The organism is Bacillus arachidis (assembly GCF_030285945.1).
In the GTDB taxonomy this organism is placed as follows: Bacteria; Bacillota; Bacilli; order Bacillales; family Bacillaceae_G; genus Bacillus_A; species Bacillus_A arachidis.
The window spans coordinates 2,743,443-2,763,702 of sequence record NZ_CP127376.1 but is presented as its reverse complement, the minus strand read 5'-3'; the positions used below and the strand labels follow the sequence as shown (position 1 = coordinate 2,763,702).

The following is a 20,260-nucleotide window of genomic DNA, read 5'->3' as shown; positions in this document are numbered from 1 at the left end:
TTCATCATTATGATTCAAAATTAAATCATCTATATGAAAGTAAATGAGTAATAGATGTAGTAATAGCGTACCGTTGATTCAAGAGAAAATACAATTAATTTTTATTTAGGTAGAATAAGGAATAAAAAGGTCGCAGAGCGTTTTTGAAGAAAAGCTTTGCGGCCTTTTTATATTTAAAATCCTTGTGCTATTAACCTAGACAAGTACACGGTCGATTTTATGGCATAGTATATAGGATGGTAGGGGGATATAAAAGTATTTTAGTGAAAGAAGGACTGCCCTAAAATACCATTAGGTTAAGTAGCATGTATATATCTTAAAAGCAAAAAAGTTTCTTTATTCTAAACTATAGAAAAGAAACTTTTTGCTTCTGAGATATTTTATTTTTAACTTCGCGTGATAGATTGTATCTAAAAAGATGAATAAGTGCTTTAATTTTCGAGAGTAGATATAGGAAGATTAATATTAACTGTCGTTCCTTTGCCTACTTCACTTTCAATAAGTATCTTTCCTTGGTGCTTTTCGATAATTTTATAACAGATCATTAATCCTAAACCGATACCATTTTCTTTGATACTATAAAATGGTTCTCCTAGATAAGGTATACGATCTTTTCAATTCCACACCCGTAATCAGTAAATCGAATGTTTACCTGGTTTTTATCAGGTACATCTTCGATTTGAATCAAGATTTCCTTCCCATCGGAGTTGCTTCAATCGCATTTTTTAAGATGTTTATAAAAACTTGCTTTAATTGATTCCCTTCACAAAGGATGAATGAAGTATCAGATGTAAACTCAGTTGTAATTTGTATGTTGTTCATCATTGCTTGAGGCTGAAGTATCATTACAACTTGTTTCATTAATACATTTAGGTCATTTGTTTTAATTTCTAACGCCTGAGGTTTTGCTAACGCCATAAATTCATTAGTAATACTACCTATTCGCTCAATCTCTGATAACACGATATCTATATAATGCTCACTGCCCTTATTTTCCGTTGTTTTTAGCAAATACATGAATCCTTTCATTGCTGTTAAAGGATTATTAATTTCATGGGCAATGGCAGTGGCTAATTGACCAACTACAGCAAGTTTCTCCGATTTTCGTAATAACTCCTCAGTTTTTAACCGTTCAGTGATATCTCGAGACATACTCAAGAAAACGTTTTTGCCGTTCAAATTAAAAACACGGACACCAAACTCAGTTGTCATTCTTTTTCCTGTCGGAAACACAAATTCATCTTGTAAAGTGAAAGAAGTATGTCCTTCTCTAATTTTTTCTAAAAATCTTTTGATCAATGGAGAATCTTGCGGAACAGTACTAGAAAATGGCATCGAGAGAAGCTCTTCTCTACTATATCCAAATCTTTTACACCCAACAGGATTTACCTCAATATATCGAGTTGGAACTTGATCTTCATTCAGTTCTACTACGTATACCGCATCCGTTGCTTGATCGATGAGTGCGCGGTATTTCATTTCACTGTCTCTTAATTGTTGATGTAATTGATGTAGTTCTCTTTCTGCTTGTTTTCTGTCAGAGATGTCCCTACAAATTCCTGATAAAGCAATTACATTGCCCCTTAAATCTAGAATAGGTGAAACCGTCAAGCTTACATCAATGAGAGTTTTGTCCTTGCGTTGTCGCACTGTTTCTAACTTAGTAATAACAGGATCTTTTGCGGTAATGTTTTTAATAGTTTCTAAAGTTTGATCCATTAAAAAATCTGGTACGCAAGGTAATTTTTTTCCCAAGATTTCTTTTTCTGACCAACCAAATATCTTTTCGTAAGCTTTATTGGCTTGTATCATGTGTCCGTCTAAATCAAATATAGTGATAGCATCTACATTATGATTAATAAATGATTCTAGCCGTTCTTTCGTTACCTTTAGTTCATTTTCTGCATTTTTTCTTTTCGTAATATCAACGGTAGAACCAACCACCTCAATCACAGTTCCCTCTCTTTTCACAGGCCTAAGAGAGAGTAGCATAATAGTATCATCATTTGGCCAAGGTAATTCGAACGTGACTTCATTACCATCCCATGCTTGTTGATAATATTTTAGTAGTCGAGGTACTAAATGGAATGGAACAATGGAGCGATCTATGGTAAGTAAACTCTTACCTACCACTTGTTCAGAGTAAAATCCATGTTGATAAAATAACTGTCCATCACATAAAGTATGAATAAAATTCCCATTCACTTTTTTAAATTTAAAAATACCTCCTTGCAGTTCATGGACGGTATCCCTTAATTCTTGCTTTGATTCTTGTAATGTTTCATTCGCTTTAGCTAAACTCTGTGTTAAACTATATAATTTTTGATGGGACTCCATAAGAAAAATACCAATTAATAGTCCTGAAGATATAAATAATGTACCCTGAATGTCAAGAAGGATAAGTGATATAGATGGAAAAAAGAATTCAACTGCTAAATGGATTATAGTTAGATAAACAGCAAGATAAAGAAAGACGCTTTTAAAAGGATGGATATTTTTAAAATATATTTTAAATATAGTATATATAATACCTATTACTAGGGAGGTTATCAAAGCTGGTCCCCAATCGCCACCTAAGTAGAAGATACGCATAAATAAAATAAACATTAATGTGATCCAGCCGGCTGTACGGCCAAAATAAATAAACGAAATTATAAGAGGGACTACTCGAAGGTCATAAAACCATCCCATGTGCTTAAAACTGAAAATCATCAAAATAGCAGCTATAATACCTGCATATATGCCTCCGAATAACTGAATTGATTTAGAATCCATTTTCCCAATAAATACATGGATAAAAAAAGTTAAACTAACTAGGAAAGCAAAAATAGATAGATTAATGAAGAATCCTGTGAAAAGCATGCAATTTCCCTCCTCCCATTGAATATATTCGACAAAAAATAAGAAAATCCTACAAATTATATGAGTATCAGATTGATTATTTAGAATGATAAGATTGTTTTAGAGGGAGATGCAAGAAATTGATAGGACCTAGATATACGTAGATTATAATTTGAAAAAGATGATCAATTTGTAGGGAAAATGCAATTTAAAAAAACGTTTGAATTTGGATAATTATTAGATGGAATACTGTGTTTAAATGAGTGGTGATGAAATTCTAACTCTTTTTTACTTCAAAAAATTATATGTTCATTAAAAATGACTTCTCAGATTCGTTTATTTTTTTGTTTTAATCAATTTGATAATAGGATAGGTATTGAGGAAGGAAAAACTCGTTATAGCGAATAATAGAATCCTTAAATTTGATTTGATGAATTTCAAAGGAGAATGAGGAGGTTTTTTTCTTTATTCTCAGATGAATATTGTTATAGTAACAAAAAAAGCGTATAGGAATAATGTATTATAAAAAAAAGGGAGTAGATAAAATAAAAACAACAGGAATGAATCGAAAAGTTGATGAAGTATGTTTATCAAGACCTAAATCCAAAAAATATTTAAAATATCAAGCTCCTAACATATTGTATATGACTAATATGTTAGGAGCTTTTATTTTTGGTAATGAGTTTTGAGACTGAATTTGAATAGAAATAAGTAAAGTCCCATAAACAGTCGTTTTCAGTTCTTTCTTAATAGGAGGGGGTGGATATTTATGTTAAATAGAAGTGAAGTTTTGAAGATTTACACTTGAACTAAAGGGCAGTTTAGTCTAAGAAGGAATATGTGGTTGGGATGAAGAATATTGACCATAAATAGGTGTAATAAAGGGTAGGAGTTCATAATGGGGATGGCTTTGATAGTCCCTATACTTATTGTGGAGCAGGGAAGCTGTGAAATTTTATGGTAGCACTTGGATACATAGTACCAACTATAATAGCGATTTTTTTCGTTTGATTTTACGCACCATTAGTAGGAATTGTTGTTGGTTTTTTCTTCATATTATCGTTTTTCTTGTGGGAATTTCAAAAAATTGAACAAACTTTTGGATAGATTAGAAGATAGTGGTAATTGAATATATAAGTTCTTGAAATGCTGTACTTAAATTATAATGTTCGAACTAGGGATTATTTATATCATGTGAGAAAGGCTGTGAAGTTAATTGATAGGTTATAAAGCAATGCTATTTGATTTAGATGATACCTTACTTAATAGGGATAAGGCAGTAGAAAAAATGTTTTTAATTATTTTAGAAAAATGTTATGAGGGTGTTGAACGCTCGATTAAAAACAAAATGTTACGAAAATTCAAAGAGTATGATAACAGAGCTTATGGCTATAGTGATAAAACAGAAGTTTTGGAATCATTTTTTGATGAATTTCCACCAAAATATAGATTGCCACGCAATTACATTCAAGATTTTTGGAATAATAATTTTCCTCATTGTTTTTCTATAAACCAAAATACTATAAATTTCGTGAATACCATAAAGATGCAAGTTAAAGTTGCAATTATAACAAACGGCTCAACTCAGAGACAAAAAGCTAAAATAATTAACACTAATTTAAATAGTTGTTTTGATATAATAATTATTTCTGAAGAAGTGGGGATTAGTAAACCTGACAAACGCATATTTGAATTAGCATTAAATAAGCTTAATGTGCAACCGGAAGCCGCATTATTCGTTGGGGATGACATAGAAAAGGATATTGGTGGTTGTCAAAATGCAAATATAAAGGGCATATGGTTCAATCCTCATATGATCAAGAATGATACCGAAATAAAACCATATGCCGAAATCAATTCTTTTGATAGATTATTAAGTTATTTTACATGATAAACATAATCAGAAGTTGTTTTACTTCACATAGTTCATATTAGATGGTTTAAAGAATTTTTTAACCTGCAGTTTCTGTAGTAATTTCCATCCCATAAACCCAACTAAGAGGCCGACCAAATGAAAAAAATACTAGTAGTGTCAAAAGTACCTACTAACATGACAATATACAATAACTCAATGCTTAAAGTTAACTTAATAAAGAGCATAAAAGCTTTATTTTAATCGTTTTGGGTATACGGTGCTCCCCCTATAAAGAGAAGACACCATTAAGGTACCCTATTAACATAGTGTTTGAAGATGAGAGTTTTCTGTTGGAAATAGATTATTCTTCTCCCGAATACGCGACTTCATAATTTTGAATTTTATTTACTACAACGTAATGTTTTTTTTGTTTATTATTTTTATCATATCCTCTAACTCTAATAAACCCCTCGAGTTCTAAGTGTTGAATTTTGACATCAGTTACCACAAAATCTATATTTTTTTCTCTTTTCATAATTTCTATTGCAACTTCAGCAGCTTTTTCTTTTGCAGCTTTTTCAGTATTTTTGTCATGAATAAATTTTGCCATACATCCTATAGTCAAAACTATAATTGCTAAAATGATTAAAAGTATAATATTTTTCTTTTTTAAATTAATCATATTTTCCCCCATAGAATAAGAGAATGCAGTACAGATCCGCATACAAGCATTCCCTTGCTATAATCATGTTATTTTATTCATTGACTAGTTAGGATTTAATTTCCCAAAAAATTCGATTGTATAATTTTGGGTCTTATTTATCATAACGTGATATCTTTCTTGTTTATCTTTTTTATCATATCCTGATACTGTAATAAAACCTTTGAGTTCTAAGTGTTCGATTTTGACATCGGTTACCACAAAATCTATATTCTCTTCTTTTATCATGTGCTGTATTGCGACTTTAGTAGCTTTTTCTTTTGCGATATTTCTATTATGAATAAATGATACAGTACAACTTATTATTAAAACTATAATTGCTAAAATGGTTAAAATTATAACATTTTTCTTTTTGGATCTATCCATATTTTCTCTCCTAAAAATGTTTATTAATATTATAAATCTTTTTTAGGGAGAGAGAAACTATGAGTAATCCGGTTAGTGATGAAGTACTTGCTCGTTTATCAGTGGAAGAGGTAAAACAAATTGCGTCGGGCTTAAAAAGGGAAATAGAAGATATAAATCAAAAGTTTACTGGATCAAGCAATAAAATAATTAATGTATTAAACCAATCGTCAGCTAGTGTAGATGGGAATTTAATTAACACGATAACTTATGCTGTTTATGGATTTCAGAGAAGTTATATGGGGCCAGTTCGTTTAGCAGCGGACTTTATAGAACAACAAGCGGATAAATTCAAACAAGAAGATACTAAGAGTTAACACATGGGGAGGATTGTATGAAGAATTATGATGTTATTAATCACGCTGTAGATGTATTAGGCGCGTAAAATGATTTAGTGAAGTGTATAGCCAAATCTGATTGCACTGGTTACTGAATATGCACCTAAAAAATTGCGCAATACACTCGTAGCTATCATGTTTAGCGGACATGCATTTGGTGGGATTCTTGCTTCACTGGGTGCTTTAGCGCTATTACCACTCTTTGGTTGGCGGGCAGTTGTCTGGGTTGCAGGTGTTCCTTTATTGGTTTTGCCTTTTCTTTATAAAGTTTTACCAGAATCGTATAGTTATTATGTAAAAGAAAATAAAAAAGATAGGCTTATCTCTACACTTAACAAAATAAGCCCAAAAGATCAGTTCAGTAAAAAAGACGAATTTTTCATGAATGTCACAGATAACACAGATACTTCGATTAAAAAGCTATTTACTGAAAAACGTGCATTAAGTACTTTGATGTTTTGGGTGGCAGCGTTTATGTGTCTATTAGTCATGTATGGTTTAAGTACTTGGCTGCCTAAAATCATGCAATCTTCCGGATATCCTGTTGGTTCCAGCTTACTGTTTTTAATTACGCTTAATTTAGGTGCGGTAGTAGGGGCTATATTTGGAGGTAAGATGGCAGACCGATTCGGATCACGTAAAATTTTAATTACCTTCTTTGTACTTGGCTTTTTGTCCCTTACTGCTTTAAGTCTTAGACCCAATGCTGTTTTACTGTATGTATTACTCTTTATTGCTGGCGGAACAACAACAGGTACACAAATTAATACTAATTCATATGTCTCACAGTTTTATCCGTCTGGTATCCGTTCAACAGGAGTAGGCTGGGAATTGGGAGTAGGAAGAATTGGTGGTATTCTCGGTCCTACCCTTGGTGGATTTTTATTAAGCTCGCAGCTTCCACTTCAATTTAATTTTATGGCATTTGCAATTCCGTGTATTATCGGTGCGATAGCCATCTGGTTAGTTCAAGAGAAATACGGCCAAACGACAGTAAGAATCACAAATGAAAGTTTCAATACTGGAGGGCTGGCAGCAAATCCAAATAAAAACTCAAATTAATAAAGAAGGAGAGAGTTTTGCCCGAAATAAGCAATTCGCTCTCCTTTTTTCTCTATCAAATTATATATCAAAGGAATTTCCTCCAGAATTTATTTGGTCGAGTACTCTATTGAGAGAGACTCAATCTACTGAAATTTTGAGTAATGCTGCTAAATGCCCTGTAGAGTATTTAATTGAGTTATGTGAAATGCAGAAGAGGGAGAGTGAACTAGACTTTAGATTACGTGCTGAGAACATCCTTGCAGCTGTTAGAGAAAGGAGTAAACAGTACAAACGAATTGCGATTGTTTCCCATGGAGGAGTGATTACAAAAATTATAGATAGCTTCCTTCAATTACCGAAAGAGCATGATGTATGGTTCCATACTGACAACACAGGCATATATCTACTTGAATACAAGTCTAGTGTCTGTATTATTAGGTTTAGTAACAATACCACTCATTTAAACTAGGACAAAAGTTAACTTCCACAACCGAAAATTATGTAAATACGAAATCCCTTCAGCAAGTAAATTGAAGGGGTTTTTTCTAGATACAGTGACTACTGATAAGTGGGGTTATGTAAACTTCTCTTGAATACAGTATACATTTTGAAGTTTTGTAGGAAATGCTGGACAAGCATACAGGCACAACTATTAAAATCTTAATAGTATTTATTATAATGTTGAAAAGGAGATAGAATATGGGAGACCACTATAATAAATACTGCAAGCATTACAAAAATAGGTACGACGATCACTGCAAAGATAAGTACTACAAGCATTGCAAAAATGAATGCGACGATCATTCTATTGAAATAAATGTAAATTGTTGTGATCATAAGAAAGGACCAACAGGGCCAACAGGGCCAACAGGACCAACAGGGCCAACAGGACCAACAGGGCCAACAGGACCAACAGGGCCAACAGGACCAACAGGACCAACAGGGCCAAAAGGACCAACAGGGCCAACAGGACCAACAGGGCCAACAGGGCCAACAGGACCAACAGGACCAACAGGACCAACAGGACCAACAGGACCAACAGGACCAACAGGGCCAACAGGACCAACAGGACCAACAGGACCAACAGGACCATCAGAACCATCAGGTATAGCTAGTGTTTCTTTCACAGGTAGTAATGAAATAAGACCTGCGCTCACGCTAACTTTAACACTTCCACCTATAACGGTATTACCAGGTCAAGCAGTTGATTTGGATGCCTTTGCTACAGCCCATTATGTTCCATTTGAGGGTTTAACTATTTATGGTGCAGGCGTTGTAATCCAGCTATTTAGGGATAGAAATCTTCTTACACAGGCAGCTGAACGTGTTTTTTCAATACCAATAACAACTTCTAGCCAGCTTGATTTTAACCCCTCCGTTACGTGGATAGATTTTCCTTCACCAGGCACTTATCAGTATAGACTTGAGATAATCAGTGAGCGTTTTGGTATAAATGATAATGAAAGTAATTTTCGAGCTCGAGCTCTTAAAGCAAAAGTTTTGAATATAACATAACACTTGTATTCTATCAATGATATTTCATTTAATAGTTACTACTCACGTACAATTTATAAAGTTATATACAAATTTCCTGTTTTTCACCCTTTTTGGGATTCCGTCCTATGCTTTTTATTCCACGAGTCACTTGACCACGAGCCTCTACACCCTCATGGTCAAGTGACTTTCGCGGCATAAACGCATAGAACACCCAATAAAAGCTGTTATACAAAAATAAAGAACCGTGGAGAAATCTCCACGGTTCTTTATTTATTTTCCAAAAAGTCTACTCCAAAAACTTTTTTGTTTACTAGATGCTGTTCATGATTTCGTTTCTTGTAATTCTTTTAAAACGGGGTAGCACGACATGGCTATCAATTTAAGAATATTATAACGCTCCCAAAACAAAAAAATTGTACATTTTCACCCAGAGATGTTAATTCTCTCGTTTTAGGGGGGATTTTGTTTTGTTAGCTTGATAGTGATGTGGTGATACCACATACCCATCAAGCTAAGCTTATATAAGTTTAGCGACATGTATCGTTGCAACTCTTTAGAAAATAATTCTAGTTCATCAGAAGTCGATAAATTCATACCAAAAACGCCACCTTTTCTGTATGGAGTGAACCCTGAGAATGAGACGATAAAAAACACCTCTCTAAATCGTAAGTATCAGTTATGATTTTAATGGAGGTGTTTTTCGCATGGGGAAAAAGAATCATTATCCCGCCGAAATAAAGTGGAAAGTAGTTGAAATGAAACACCAAGGATTCAAAAATAAAGAAATTATGGATGCCTTAGGAATTAAACATGTGGCTCAAATTAAAACTTGGATGAAATGGTATCGTGAAGGCGAAACCTATCGGTTTGAACAATCTATTGGAAGACAATCTGCACATGGAAAAGGTTTAAAAAAGTTAACAGAACTTGAACAAAAAGAATTAGAAATACGTTATTTAAAGGCAAAGATTATATTGCTGGAAAAGTGCCAAGAAATTTTAAGGAGGTGGGAGGAAAAGAAGAAATAATGAAAATGATAAAGGAATGGCAATCAACTTTCACAATTGCAGAACTGTGTTCCATATTTAATATTTCACGTGCTACTTATTATCGTTGGAAAAAGCACGAGAAAACAGTAACTAATCATGAAGAAAAAACCGTAATAGAAATATGTCAACATCATAAATATCGGTATGGATATCGTCGGGTTACAGCTTGTCTACGTGATCAATTTAACATCGTAATGAATCATAAAAGAGTATTACGTATCATGAGAAAATACAACGTATTATCTCGAGTTAGAAAAAAGAAAAAGATATTTGTGCTCGGTCATGAACCAGTGGTAGCTAAAAATAGAATACAACGGAGATTTAAAGCTACCAAGCCTAATGAAAAATGGTTCACTGATATCACGTATTTGATGTTCGGCAATAAGACTCTTTATTTTTCATCTATTATAGATGGGTTTAACAATGAAATTGTAAGTTATAAAATAGGTGAGACACAGGATGTTTCTCTTGTATTAGATACTCTAAAAGAGGCTTTAAGAAAGCGAAATGTGATTGATACGATTTTGCATTCGGATCAAGGAAAAGTGTATACATCAAAACAATTTCAAACATATGCCAAAGAAAAAGGCATTATCACAAGCATGTCTCGTACAGGAAACTGCCATGATAATGCCCTCATAGAATCCTTTCATTCTCATTTGAAATCCGAAGGATTCTATGCGCAAAATATAAAACAATCGAATAATGCTAGTATAATACAAACTGTGGATGAATATATCCACTACTATAATAATGAACGGATTCAGAGAAAATTAGATAATATGTCACCTATAGCTTATAGGAAACATGTTGTCTAGGTGTTTTTTCTTTGTCTCACCAAATGGGGTCAGACCACTGTATATTTCTACAAAAAGAATAGCGTTTTTTCATTTTATGAATATAAATTTACTCTATCTTGATAAAAAGTGTATTTAAAATAAGTATTTTTTTAAAGAATCTATGCAATAATGAATAGCCTCGTTATTAAGTGCGGTTGACTTCGCAATGAGATACACTTTCTGAGGATATAACAGATTTAAAGACTCATATGCAAGTTTATGAACTTTCTCCAAACCATCTGATGATTCAACGATTCGATCCGGAATAAATGCAATTCCTTGTCCGGATTTTACAAAATCCAGTAAAGTTTTACTGTGGCCGACTTGCACAAAGGGTGTAAACGATTCACCGAATTCTCTAAAAAACCAATCATCAAAAGTTCTTCCCCAATCTAGATATATGATTGGATAGTTTATAATGTTATTCCAAGTAAGTCTTTCATTAATATGAAAAGAAGAGGCACCATATAAGGAAAAACAATCATACCCCACTACTTCAATTTTAATATTATCATTTAATGGAGCATGATAAACTATTCCAATATCTATAGAACCATCTTTAACGCCCTCCATTATTTGTGAAGAGTGGTCTGTTACAAATTTAAAATGTATATTTTTAAAAGCAGTATGTATATGTTCAACCCACTTCACTAATACAGGATTCCATAAAGAATATGTTAATCCTAGACAAATTATCTTTTCTTTCGTTTTGTACTCTTTAGCAATGTCTTTTGTTTTCTCCATTATTTCTAACTGTCTCTCTAGCAACGGTAATATTTCTTTGCCAAAATCAGAAAGTTCAACCTTTTTGTTTGAACGATAAAACAAAGGTTGTTCATAATAGCTCTCTAAATTTTTAATTCTAGTAGTAATTGTTGATTGAGTTACATGTAGTTCGTCAGCAGCTTTTGTAAAATGTCGATGATTTGCTACAGAAAGGAATGATTTAATTTGTTCATAGTCCAAAAATATCACCTCTTTATTTGAAAAATCAATTATCAGCATAGAATAATTCAATTAGACAATAATCAATAATCATTTTACACTAATTAACGAATAAGGAAATATAAACGCAGCAAAACGAAATAAAATATTAATTATATTATTTGAAATTAGGAGATGGTTTACATTGAAATTAACTATTAAAAAAAATCCTAAAATAAATTATTTGCAATGCTTACGTTGCTATAACAACTATGATTTTGCTGATTTTTTTGAAGGTTGCCCAAGATGTTTGGTTGAAAATATGCCGTCAAGTTTAAAAGTAATATATAAACAGGATGATACTACTTGTGCATTACCTTATAAATCTTACTTTTCTATGGGGGAAGGAAATACCCCATTGATTCCTATATCAATTGGTAAAGAAGAACTTGGGGAAATTTACATAAAATACGAAGGTCAAAACCCAACAGGCTCACATAAAGATAGAATGAGTTCTTTAATTGTAACAAGAGCTATTGAAACAGGATCCGAAGGTGTAGTTGTAGCATCTAGTGGAAACGCAGGGATTTCATTGGCAGCCTATGCGGCTTTCGGAGGTATAAAATGTGTTGTAATTGCTTCGAAAAACTTAAATAATCGTATTCAATCAATACTTAAAGGTTATGGAGCAAACTTAATATTAACTGATACATCTGAAGAAAGATGGGTTAAATTGAAGGGATATTCAGATAACGGGTTTTACCCTGCCAGCAACTATTTAACACCTCCCGTTGGAAGTAATTTTATTGGAGTTCAAGGTTATAAAACTATTGCCTATGAAATTTTGCAACAATTGCAAGGAAGAGTGCCTAATAAAATCATTGTTCCAGTTTCCAGGGGAGACCTATTGTGGGGAATTTGGCAAGGTTTTAAAGAAATTACCCTAAATAAAAATACAATAAAACTTCCCCAAATGATAGCAGTTGAGCCATTTCCACGTTTAACAAATGTATTAAATGGAGTTCACTATATAGAAGAGTTTATTGGAGAAACTGAGCTGAAATCATTAGACGGAACAACGGTGACTTTCCAAGCTTTAAGTGCATTACAAGAATCTAATGGATTAGCAGTAGTAGTTACTGAAGAACAGGCAAAACAAGATCAACAATTCCTGTTAACAAAGGGTCTTTTTCTTGAAAACTCTTCTGCCACAGTAATCCATACGATAAATCAATTAAAGAATCAAAACCTCTTAAAGAAAGAAGACATCGTAATTGCTATGGGGACATCTTCAGGTTTTTTAGAGGTTTAAATTCATCCCATCTCCATCAAGCTAAAGTTTTATTACACCCCCAAAACGAAATTTTTGGGCTTTCTTGTGAAAAAAGCTTATTTATCGTTTTGGGGATAACCTGTTTTCTTAGGTTGATAGTGATATGGCAGTACCCCTAAAATGATTATCCCCATCTTACTAAATATCGTTCTTCTTAATATATTCATATTTAAAAGACCTCTCCCGCGAAATTATTGATAGTAAAAATTTTAACATAAAAATCCGTTTGTTCTTAAAAGACACTTCTTTTCTCAAAGGGGTGTCTTCATTTGAAATATATAATATTGTTTAACGTAAATTCCCCTTATAAAATATGCAACATTTTATACAAGTTTCTGTACCAAAACAGCCAAAATCAAACACAATAAACTGCATTAAATCAGTATTGTATAAAATCATGTCTAGGATGATAAAGAGAGAAAACGGAAAAACCTACTGACATCAAAGGATTCTCCGTTGTCCTTGCTACTGATAATGATGCGTTATGTTATATACTATATACATTCAAAATTGAATTTAGGTAGGCTACTAGGTATACATCCAATCTAAGCTTTGCCCCTGAGCATAAACTAGTTATAAGTCTAATTTTAAAAATAAGGAGTGAACTTCGAATCATGGTATATATACGACAAATGCCACCTTATACCCTGAATCCTTGGGGTCTTCAAAATTGTTTGTATCGGTTCACGTATTTGCGGCTTAGAAACGGAGACAATTTCTGGTTTTTTTTAACGACTGTCGGGGAATCAAGAATTTATGGCTATAGGTTTTTCGGCGGAAGATGGAATCATTATTCGGTTGCTTTAAGAGATATTGTTTCCTTCCATTGTTCTCCTCCGACTCCAACTCTATATTAAAACACTGCGCCTGACCTTCGTAATCTGAACTAACTCATTTTGAAGTAGCTAGATTTCGATCCCAAGCATAAAGTGTAGAACTTCCGAGAACGAAATTTACGTCAACTAGCACCTCTTACGGGGGAGCTAGTTGTTTTTTTACAGTAGCAAAGCTGAAAATTTCATTGTTAGGAAATGTCTTATCTTATAAAATCCGCGTTTTTCCGTCAGTACCCCATCTCCATCAACTTAAGAATTCAGAATTACCCCAAAACGACAAAGCTAGCTTTCTTGGATACTATCAATAATGTGCGTTATGTAAACTTCATATGTATATTGTATACGATCTTTTTATTTAAATATAAGGCAGTTGAAACAGGGGTTCTCCAACCTTTAGAGAATTATTAATAATAAACTTAAAAAGGTATCAAGAGTGGTGAATGAATGGGAAAGAAATTCGATTTTTATATAGACGCGGAAACAGAAAAATGTATAATAACCAGGCTTCGGACTGCCGGTTGTGTTTTTGCAGAAGATGAGGCGCAATTGCTTATCTCAGAGGCACAAACACAGGAAATACTCACCGACATGGTGGAACGACGAGTAGCTGGTTTTCCATTGGAACACATCATTGGTTGGGTAGATTTCTGTGGTACTCGGATAGCTGTGGAACCAGGAGTTTTCGTTCCTCGCCGCCGTACCGAGTTTCTTGTCCAACAGGCAGCTTACCTTGCTATGCCAGGAGCTATCATAGTTGATTTATGCTGTGGTACAGGTGCGGTGGGCGCTGCACTGGCTAGAGTTCTAGGTGAGGTCGAGTTGTATGCAGTCGACATAGATTCAGCCTCAGTGAGATGTGCTCGTAACAATATTAATTGGGTAAACGGTAATGTGTACGAAGGTGATCTCTACCATCCACTTCCAACTAAACTGCGTGGGTGCGTCCATATTTTGGTCGCAAACGCACCCTACGTACCTACAGAGGCAATTAAGCTGTTACCTCGAGAGGCCCGGAGATATGAGGCAAGGGTGGCACTCGACGGTGGAGCGGAAGGACTAGATGTCCAGCGACGGGTAGCTGCTGAGGCATCACTCTGGCTGGCACCCGATAGCCATCTACTTGTTGAGACTAGCCAACAACAGGCATTGCAAACTGTTGAGATATTTGCTCAAAACGGGCTAATCCCACAGGTGAAAAATTGTGACGAACTGGATGCTACTGTTGTAATCGGAACTCGGCCATCTCTTTAGAGTGAATACGGATAGCTAGACATTACCACAAATAAAGGCCCAAGAATCTATAAATTCTTGGGCCTTTATTTGTACTTCAGATATCGGGATCTGGCTTATTTTCTTCTTGATGGAGTGAATACTTTAGTTGAATAAAATTCACTACTAAAAGAAACTTTGTTATGACCTATTTAGTTGCAGGGGTAGCTTGTGTAGTTATAGGAACACACTTTTTATTTTCACAGTTGAGTGTGTATGAAATTCGTATGTTAAAAAAAAGAAGTTGTATTTTTAAAAGTAAACAAAGCTATACTACACTTAACTTTTCCTATTAAGAATAGTGCTACGATTGTGGCTTCTGATTCGTTATACGATAAATTTCCGGATATAAGAACGTAAGATGATCCTATGGTAGTTAAAAAGATCTACGGATTTTTAGTGAATAATTGGGAAGGAATAAAAGGAGTTACAAAAAAGGTAGGAGATAACAATGGGGATAGTTGTTTTTAAAAATATTTAGAAAATCCAGTTGACACCCACGCTACTCGGTGATACAATGTACTTGTAATAAGTGATGCTGAATAGTGTATTTTCTCAAAAGCTATTCAGTAAAAAATTCGCCTTGGTACTCTGTAATACTGAATATAAGTCAGACGGAATAGAGGAGGTAGAGGAGGAACTTAACATGGAAAATTTAACTGAAATGCTGAAAGGTTCACTGGAAGGTTGTGTGCTGGAAATCATCAGCCGTCATGAAACCTATGGCTACGAGATTACCCGCCACCTGAACGAGCTTGGGTTTACCGAAGTCGTGGAAGGGACGGTCTATACTATCCTTGTGCGATTAGAAAAGAAAAAACTTGTGAATATAGAAAAGAAACCGTCAGATATGGGGCCGCCCCGCAAGTTTTACTCACTTAATGAGGCTGGTCGCCAGGAACTTGAATTGTTTTGGAAAAAATGGGATTTTGTATCATCAAAAATAAACGTCTTGAAGTCAATCTAGCTTCATAAGATATTCCATCCGATATTTTTGGAGGGGCTTATTCAGCTTTATAAAAAAGGAGGAAAATAACATGATGGAAATGTTCAAAAAAATGGTTGGTGATAAAAAAGAGTACAAAATGATGATGGCACGGGTTGGAGCCCTGCCAGAGGACTACCAGTTTGTATTTAAGAAAATTCAAAACTACATGTGGAATTTCTCAGCGGGCAACGGGATGGATATGCTACACATACAGTATGAATTAATCGATTTGTTCGAAGCCGGTGCGGCGGAAGGGAGACAAGTGCTGGAAATCACTGGGGACGACGTGGCGTCCTTTGCTGACGAATTAGTGGCAAATGCTAAAACATATGTCTCCAAGTATCGTGAAGATTTGAATCAAAGTATCATGAAGCGGTTGAGAAAAAAATAAATTTAATAAATAGTACCGACTGATTAGCTGGTTACAAATGTGAATTACTGCCATCGCTATTCAGTTATACTTTTAACACGGTACTAAGTAATACAGATTATCAGTCAGACTAGATAGAAGAGTATAGGCAACCTGCTCCGCAAAGCGCTTTTTATAAGGAGGAAAAAAGTATGAGCAATGCAGCGATTTCTGTAAAAGGGTTAAAAAAATCCTTTAAAGACAAGGAAGTCTTAAAGGGGGTGGATTTTGAGGTGCAGCGTGGCGAAATTTTCGCACTGCTGGGCTCAAATGGAGCGGGCAAGACGACGACGGTCAACATCCTCTCGACACTGATGAAGCCCGATGACGGCGAAGTAGGTATTTGTGGCTTTAACGTCCAGCGCCAGCCAGATCATGTTCGCCAAAGCATCAGCCTAACAGGGCAGTTTGCAGCTTTAGACGGCATGCTCACCGGGCGGGAAAACCTAATGATGATCGCCAAGTTGCGTGGAGTCTCCAATCCCGCTCAAGTCGCCGATAATCTGCTTGCAAGATTCAGCCTAACCGATGCGGCCAATCGCCGGGCAGATACGTATTCCGGCGGGATGAAGCGCCGGCTTGACATTGCCATGAGCCTGATCGGGACACCAGCAGTCATTTTTCTCGACGAACCGACGACAGGGCTTGATCCCGAAGCGCGAATTGAAGTGTGGGATATTGTCAAGAAGCTGGCCGACGGCGGCACAACCATCTTGCTTACAACCCAGTACCTGGAGGAAGCTGAACAACTGGCGGACCGTATTGCCATCCTACATGGTGGGAAAATCATCACGACCGGTACCCTTATCGAACTCAAAGAGATGTTCCCGCCAGCGAAAGTGGAGTACATCGAGAAGCAACCGACATTGGAGGAAATTTTCCTCGAGATTATCAGCAAAAAGGAGGAGAGGTAAATGAAAAGTAAAACAGGGGTATTACTAGGGCGTTTAATGCGCAACATCATGCGCAGTCCGGATACGATTATCACGGTGGCGATTACGCCGATTATGATGCTGCTGCTGTTTGTCTACGTATTTGGCGGGGCCATAGAGACAGGGACGGACAACTACGTCAATTATTTATTGCCGGGAATCTTGCTGATGGCTATCGCATCCGGCGTTGCTTACACTTCCGTCCGGCTGTTTACGGATGTAAAGAGCGGGCTGATGGCGCGTTTCATTACCATGCCCATCAAGCGCTCGTCGGTATTGTGGGCTCACGTATTGACCTCGCTTGTTTCCAATCTGCTTACTATCGTGGTGGTTATCCTCGTCGCGCTCTTGATGGGCTTCCGTTCCAGCGCGGATATCCTGGATTGGCTCGCGGTAGCTGGGATACTCGGGCTGTTTACGCTGGCGCTGACATGGCTGGCGGTCATTCCCGGATTGACCGCGAGATCTATGGAGGGGGCGACAGCCTACTCGTACCCACTGATTTTCCTGCCGTTTATCAGTTCGGCCTTTGTCCCCACCGAAACCATGCCTAGAATTGTCCGTGCGTTCGCTGAGAACCAGCCCGTGACTTCAATCGTGAATGCGATTCGTGCCCTCTTGTATGAAGGGCCTGTTGGCAACGATATTTGGCTCGCGCTTGCTTGGTGCGTAGGCATTATGGTCCTCGCTTACTTCTTTGCCAATAAAGCATTTAAACGCCAGTTAGGATAAGTACACCATCGGTTCGGTGTCTCGTGGCAACTAAATCTTCCGAAATAAAATATGTGTTTAGAAAAGCGCGGAAAAATTGTCCGTGCTTTAATTATTTGTCATGTTTTCAAGATAACTTAACTGGTACTGTGATATTGTTTCTTGATTAAACAAATCAGCATCGAAAACACTTTATATAAAACTTCAAATATTGTTCACTATTTCACGAAATTTCTTCCAAATTTTATGTTATGATTAACCAGTAATGATGATTAAACACTTGAATTTGGTACAATAATTGGCCATAACAGTGAGAACAAAAGTTGTGAGATGAACGCATTAAAATTCTAAAACACTAAAGGGGAGATCACATATGAAAGCAGTAGTGGTTAATAAAAACAGCAAAGCAAACATTGATGTTATTGACAAAGAATTGCGTCCGTTACGCTCAGGCGAAGCATTAGTAGATGTAGAGTATTGTGGAGTTTGTCATACTGACTTGCACGTTGCGAATCATGATTTTGGTAACACAGATGGCCGTACCCTTGGTCACGAGGGTGTAGGTATTGTAACTAAAATTGCTGATGATGTTACTTCACTTAAAATTGGGGATCGTGTAAGTATTGCATGGATGTTCCAATCTTGTGGACGTTGTGAATATTGCGTAACTGGTAGAGAAACATTCTGTCGTGAAGTTAAGAATGCTGGTTATACAGTAGATGGCGGCATGGCTGAACAATGTATCGTTACTGCTGATTATGCGGTAAAAGTACCAGAAGGATTAGATCCTGCCGGGGCATCATCAATCACATGTGCGGGCGTAACTACATACAAAGCTATTAAAGTATCAAACATTAAACCTGGTCAACCTATCGTAATCTACGGTTGTGGTGGATTAGGTAACCTCGCTATTCAATATGCTAAGAATGTATTTGGTGCAAAAGTAATTGCAGTAGATATCAATGATGACAAATTAGCATTAGCTAAAGAGGTTGGTGCCGATATGACTATCAATCCAATTACTCAAGGTCCTGCTGATAAGATTATTCAAGAGACGATTGGTGGCGCTTATGCTGCTGTAGTAACAGCGGTTTCTAAAGTAGCCTTCAACTCAGCAGTTGATGCAGTACGTGCTTGCGGAAAAGTAGTTGCGGTAGGTTTACCAGTAGAAACTATGGACTTAAACATTCCACGACTTGTACTAGACGGAATTGAAGTAGTTGGTTCTCTAGTTGGTACTCGTAAGGACTTAGAAGAGGCATTTATGTTCGGTGCAGAAGGAAAAGTAGTGCCGGTTGTTCAAACTTGCCCATTAGATGATGTACAAGATGTATTCGAAGAAATGGAACAAGGTAAGATTCAAGGTCGTATGGTAATCGATTTTAAACAGCATAAGTGTAATTGCGAGTGTAAATAATTTATTTTGTTTCAACTATCGTTGGTACGATTCTCTTAGTAAATATTAAAAAGGTAGCTTCTTGGGCATAAGTTCGGTATTGAACCGGATTTATGCCTTTTAATTTTGTCTAGTTCTGTTTGGATTTGAATCAATATTGCGGACACAAAGAAGTTAAATCTAAGTTACATTTTTAGCTAGATCTTCTATTGCTTGGTAAGTTTCATAGTACTTCAACAAAGGAGGAAGTTGTTACAGAAGCAATGTGCATTTAATTATGCTTGTAAAAAAAATAAGACAAATAATTTTCTAGTTATTTAAGTTAGTATAAATATGTAAAAATTATATATCGATACATGTATATAATCTAGTATGATTCATATCGAGGTTTTTAACATGCTTCAGCATATTAGCTTTATACCTTAAAGATGAAAAAAGAAATCTTTTATTTCTATAAGATCTCTTTTTTAATGCAATCCATATAAATGACTCATATACCGAACATAATTCCAATACATGAATCATTTGTATAAATTGCATTGAGCATGACTCCTAAAAAAATTATAGGACATACCTCTTAAGTAGATTAAGAAACTAAGTACTTGATACATTTCATATTTCATTTAAATATAGCTAAATCTTTTGAATGAAATTTGTAGAATAACTTTTCCATAAATTATCTTCATCGTTTTAAAAATACTCGATTAGATAATCATAGAAGAAAACAATTTGGATAGGAACAAATTGTTTTCTTCTGGAGGGTACAACAAAGAAAGAGTAGGAAAGTAATACACAAACATGCTAATCAAAAGGAATGGAGCAAACTGACAAAAAACAAAAACAAAAACTGAAAAATCAGAAAATTAAATCACT

General features: G+C 35.4%; 16 protein-coding genes and 1 pseudogene. 13 read left to right on the top strand and 4 right to left on the bottom strand.

The annotated features are described in order from the left end of the window. Nucleotides 1-431: 431 nt before the first annotated feature. Nucleotides 432-2,862 (bottom strand): annotated as a pseudogene (locus QRY57_RS15765) (PAS domain S-box protein). Nucleotides 2,863-4,075: 1,213 nt separating this feature from the next. Between QRY57_RS15765 and QRY57_RS15760 the strand changes: the two are divergent. Further along, entirely contained in the window at nucleotides 4,076-4,732 is a 657-nt protein-coding gene (locus QRY57_RS15760) for an HAD family hydrolase (RefSeq protein ID WP_286015504.1), read from the top strand. A gap of 325 nt (nucleotides 4,733-5,057) precedes the next feature. On the opposite strand, the gene QRY57_RS15755 is transcribed toward QRY57_RS15760, so the two are convergent. Both QRY57_RS15755 and QRY57_RS15750 read right to left on the bottom strand, forming a co-directional pair. Further along, complete coding sequence (locus QRY57_RS15755) at nucleotides 5,058-5,378, bottom strand: hypothetical protein (RefSeq protein WP_286015503.1); 321 nt, start codon at nucleotides 5,376-5,378, stop codon at nucleotides 5,058-5,060. 84 nt (nucleotides 5,379-5,462) lie between these two features. Continuing rightward, nucleotides 5,463-5,783: a hypothetical protein gene (locus QRY57_RS15750; RefSeq protein ID WP_286015502.1), complete on the bottom strand. Its 321-nt coding sequence runs from the start codon at nucleotides 5,781-5,783 to the stop codon at nucleotides 5,463-5,465. A 59-nt stretch (nucleotides 5,784-5,842) separates the two neighbouring features. On the opposite strand from QRY57_RS15750, the gene QRY57_RS15745 reads away from it, so the two are divergent. From QRY57_RS15745 to QRY57_RS15725, 5 genes are all read left to right on the top strand, one after another. Next, nucleotides 5,843-6,139, top strand: a complete 297-nt coding sequence (locus QRY57_RS15745) for a hypothetical protein (protein WP_286015501.1) — start codon at nucleotides 5,843-5,845, stop codon at nucleotides 6,137-6,139. 96 nt (nucleotides 6,140-6,235) lie between these two features. Further along, nucleotides 6,236-7,222 (top strand): MFS transporter, encoded by a 987-nt coding sequence (locus QRY57_RS15740; RefSeq protein ID WP_349775679.1) that lies wholly within the window; start codon nucleotides 6,236-6,238, stop codon nucleotides 7,220-7,222. Further along, nucleotides 7,167-7,673: a histidine phosphatase family protein gene (locus QRY57_RS15735; protein WP_286015500.1), complete on the top strand. Its 507-nt coding sequence runs from the start codon at nucleotides 7,167-7,169 to the stop codon at nucleotides 7,671-7,673. The genes QRY57_RS15740 and QRY57_RS15735 overlap by 56 nt, the downstream gene beginning before the upstream one ends. Before the next feature lie 230 nt (nucleotides 7,674-7,903). Further along, nucleotides 7,904-8,719 (top strand): hypothetical protein, encoded by an 816-nt coding sequence (locus QRY57_RS15730; protein ID WP_286015499.1) that lies wholly within the window; start codon nucleotides 7,904-7,906, stop codon nucleotides 8,717-8,719. A gap of 686 nt (nucleotides 8,720-9,405) precedes the next feature. Continuing rightward, nucleotides 9,406-10,568, top strand: a protein-coding gene (locus QRY57_RS15725) for an IS3 family transposase (protein ID WP_286015498.1) whose coding sequence is annotated in 2 segments (ribosomal slippage) — nucleotides 9,406-9,673 and nucleotides 9,673-10,568 — 1,164 coding nt in all. Because the reading frame shifts where the segments join, the coding sequence is not laid out codon by codon here. A 114-nt stretch (nucleotides 10,569-10,682) separates the two neighbouring features. On the opposite strand, the gene QRY57_RS15720 is transcribed toward QRY57_RS15725, so the two are convergent. Further along, nucleotides 10,683-11,555 (bottom strand): LysR family transcriptional regulator, encoded by an 873-nt coding sequence (locus QRY57_RS15720; protein WP_286015497.1) that lies wholly within the window; start codon nucleotides 11,553-11,555, stop codon nucleotides 10,683-10,685. A 163-nt stretch (nucleotides 11,556-11,718) separates the two neighbouring features. On the opposite strand from QRY57_RS15720, the gene QRY57_RS15715 reads away from it, so the two are divergent. The 7 genes from QRY57_RS15715 (at nucleotide 11,719) to adhP (ending at nucleotide 19,408) form a co-directional block, all read left to right on the top strand. Next, the gene (locus tag QRY57_RS15715; RefSeq protein WP_286015496.1) at nucleotides 11,719-12,825 is read left to right on the top strand and encodes a pyridoxal-phosphate dependent enzyme; all 1,107 of its coding nucleotides are present in this window, start codon (nucleotides 11,719-11,721) and stop codon (nucleotides 12,823-12,825) included. A gap of 1,301 nt (nucleotides 12,826-14,126) precedes the next feature. Next, on the top strand, nucleotides 14,127-14,933 hold the full coding sequence (locus QRY57_RS15710) for a putative protein N(5)-glutamine methyltransferase (protein ID WP_286015495.1): 807 nt from the start codon (nucleotides 14,127-14,129) through the stop codon (nucleotides 14,931-14,933). Between the two features lie 664 nt (nucleotides 14,934-15,597). After that, a complete protein-coding gene (locus tag QRY57_RS15705) occupies nucleotides 15,598-15,918 on the top strand; it encodes a PadR family transcriptional regulator (protein ID WP_017151750.1) in 321 nt (106 codons plus the stop codon). Between the two features lie 70 nt (nucleotides 15,919-15,988). Further along, nucleotides 15,989-16,330, top strand: coding sequence for a DUF1048 domain-containing protein (locus QRY57_RS15700; RefSeq protein WP_286015494.1), 342 nt, complete (start codon nucleotides 15,989-15,991; stop codon nucleotides 16,328-16,330). Nucleotides 16,331-16,500: 170 nt separating this feature from the next. Next, nucleotides 16,501-17,262 carry an ABC transporter ATP-binding protein gene (locus tag QRY57_RS15695; protein WP_286015493.1) on the top strand — a complete coding sequence of 254 codons (762 nt, stop codon included), beginning with the start codon at nucleotides 16,501-16,503 and terminating at the stop codon, nucleotides 17,260-17,262. Beyond that, nucleotides 17,263-18,012, top strand: a complete 750-nt coding sequence (locus QRY57_RS15690) for an ABC transporter permease (RefSeq protein ID WP_286015492.1) — start codon at nucleotides 17,263-17,265, stop codon at nucleotides 18,010-18,012. It abuts the gene before it with no gap. A 352-nt stretch (nucleotides 18,013-18,364) separates the two neighbouring features. Continuing rightward, nucleotides 18,365-19,408 (top strand): alcohol dehydrogenase AdhP, encoded by a 1,044-nt coding sequence (gene adhP, locus QRY57_RS15685; RefSeq protein ID WP_286015491.1) that lies wholly within the window; start codon nucleotides 18,365-18,367, stop codon nucleotides 19,406-19,408. The last annotated feature ends 852 nt before the right edge of the window (nucleotides 19,409-20,260 follow it).

What these genes read in the sequence shown, in the direction of transcription:
- QRY57_RS15760 (WP_286015504.1), top strand. Translation starts at nt 4,076, where the DNA reads ATGCTATTTGATTTAGATGATACCTTACTTAATAGGGATAAGGCAGTA.
- QRY57_RS15755 (WP_286015503.1), bottom strand. Translation starts at nt 5,378, where the DNA reads ATGATTAATTTAAAAAAGAAAAATATTATACTTTTAATCATTTTAGCA.
- QRY57_RS15750 (WP_286015502.1), bottom strand. Translation starts at nt 5,783, where the DNA reads ATGGATAGATCCAAAAAGAAAAATGTTATAATTTTAACCATTTTAGCA.
- QRY57_RS15745 (WP_286015501.1), top strand. Translation starts at nt 5,843, where the DNA reads ATGAGTAATCCGGTTAGTGATGAAGTACTTGCTCGTTTATCAGTGGAA.
- QRY57_RS15735 (WP_286015500.1), top strand. Translation starts at nt 7,167, where the DNA reads ATGAAAGTTTCAATACTGGAGGGCTGGCAGCAAATCCAAATAAAAACT.
- QRY57_RS15730 (WP_286015499.1), top strand. Translation starts at nt 7,904, where the DNA reads ATGGGAGACCACTATAATAAATACTGCAAGCATTACAAAAATAGGTAC.
- QRY57_RS15710 (WP_286015495.1), top strand. Translation starts at nt 14,127, where the DNA reads ATGGGAAAGAAATTCGATTTTTATATAGACGCGGAAACAGAAAAATGT.
- QRY57_RS15705 (WP_017151750.1), top strand. Translation starts at nt 15,598, where the DNA reads ATGGAAAATTTAACTGAAATGCTGAAAGGTTCACTGGAAGGTTGTGTG.
- QRY57_RS15700 (WP_286015494.1), top strand. Translation starts at nt 15,989, where the DNA reads ATGATGGAAATGTTCAAAAAAATGGTTGGTGATAAAAAAGAGTACAAA.
- QRY57_RS15695 (WP_286015493.1), top strand. Translation starts at nt 16,501, where the DNA reads ATGAGCAATGCAGCGATTTCTGTAAAAGGGTTAAAAAAATCCTTTAAA.
- QRY57_RS15690 (WP_286015492.1), top strand. Translation starts at nt 17,263, where the DNA reads ATGAAAAGTAAAACAGGGGTATTACTAGGGCGTTTAATGCGCAACATC.
- adhP (WP_286015491.1), top strand. Translation starts at nt 18,365, where the DNA reads ATGAAAGCAGTAGTGGTTAATAAAAACAGCAAAGCAAACATTGATGTT.